Below are 1,076 nucleotides of genomic sequence, written 5' to 3'. Positions count from 1 at the left end.
ACATTGCAGGACCGATTGATCAAGGATATGCGATTGGCAGGGATCTGCGACATGCAGGCGGGCAATGCGTTTCTGCCGACGTTCATGGAAGGCTACAACGCGCGGTTTGCGGTTGCCCCTGCCCGATCTGACAATCTGCACCGGCCGGTGAACCTGGCGTTGGACCGGCTCAAGGACATTCTGTGCAAGCGTGAGCAGCGGTATGTCGGGGCGCAGCTGACATTCTCGTTCGAGCGCCAGCGGATCATGCTGGAAGAGACCGATATCACGCGTGGGCTGGTCGGCCGCTATGTCGAGACCTATGCCTATGCCGATGGCCGGCTCGACGTGCGCTGGAAGGGCCATTCGCTGTCCTATCGGGTGTTCGACAAGGACCAGCGGGTGACGCATGCAGCGATCACCGACAACAAGCGGCTTTCCGACGTGCTGACCTACATCAAGGAACAGCAGGATCAGCGATTGCCGCCGAAGGTGAAGACCAACAGCGAGAAGAACGGTTACACACCGCGGGGCCGCAAGCCGGGCAAGCAGACGGATTTCATGAATGATCCAGTCGTCATCGCCAAGCGGCTTCGAGCGCTGTCCCGGCAGCAGGCGGCGGAATGACCGGCTGCTCCAACTGTCAAAGCTAAAGCCGGTTGGTGCGTCTCACCCGCCCCCTCCCTTCCCTTGCAACCCGCCCCAGCCGGTCGGATCGGGGGCTGACCCAAGGAGCCAGTGTCGCATTTCTAACTGGCCAGCGCCGCCGCATCTCTAATCAGCTTTGACAATTGATGTAAGGGGGGTACATTCTATTTCCAAGTGCGACATGCTTATAAAAACAATGGCTTCGCCTTGGAGATATATGCATGTCCCTTTGCTATTCGCAGCTCACCCTGCCTGATCGCAAGCGTCTTTTTCATCTTAGAGAACGCAAGATTTCCGTCTCGGAGATTGCCCGCCAACTCGGTCGTCATCGTTCGACGATCTATCGCGAGCTTAAACGCAATACGTTCCAGGATCACGAATTTCCGGAATACAGCGGCTATTACAGCGGTATCGCCAACGACATGAGCAAGGAGCGCCGAGAGCGCCGA

At 57.8% G+C, this 1,076-nt stretch carries 1 protein-coding gene and 1 pseudogene; both read left to right on the top strand.

The window, feature by feature from the left end; translation table 11 throughout:
- Positions 1-606: pseudogene (locus AC1D2N_RS36190) on the top strand (ISNCY family transposase); the annotation flags it as partial.
- A 242-nt stretch (positions 607-848) separates the two neighbouring features.
- On the top strand, positions 849-1,076 hold a 228-nt coding region (locus tag AC1D2N_RS36185; RefSeq protein WP_477983022.1), incomplete at its 3' end, for a helix-turn-helix domain-containing protein.

The sequence above is a fragment of the Rhizobium sp. P1_B8 genome, from assembly GCF_056406515.1.
This window is presented reverse-complemented; position numbering and strand designations above follow the sequence as displayed.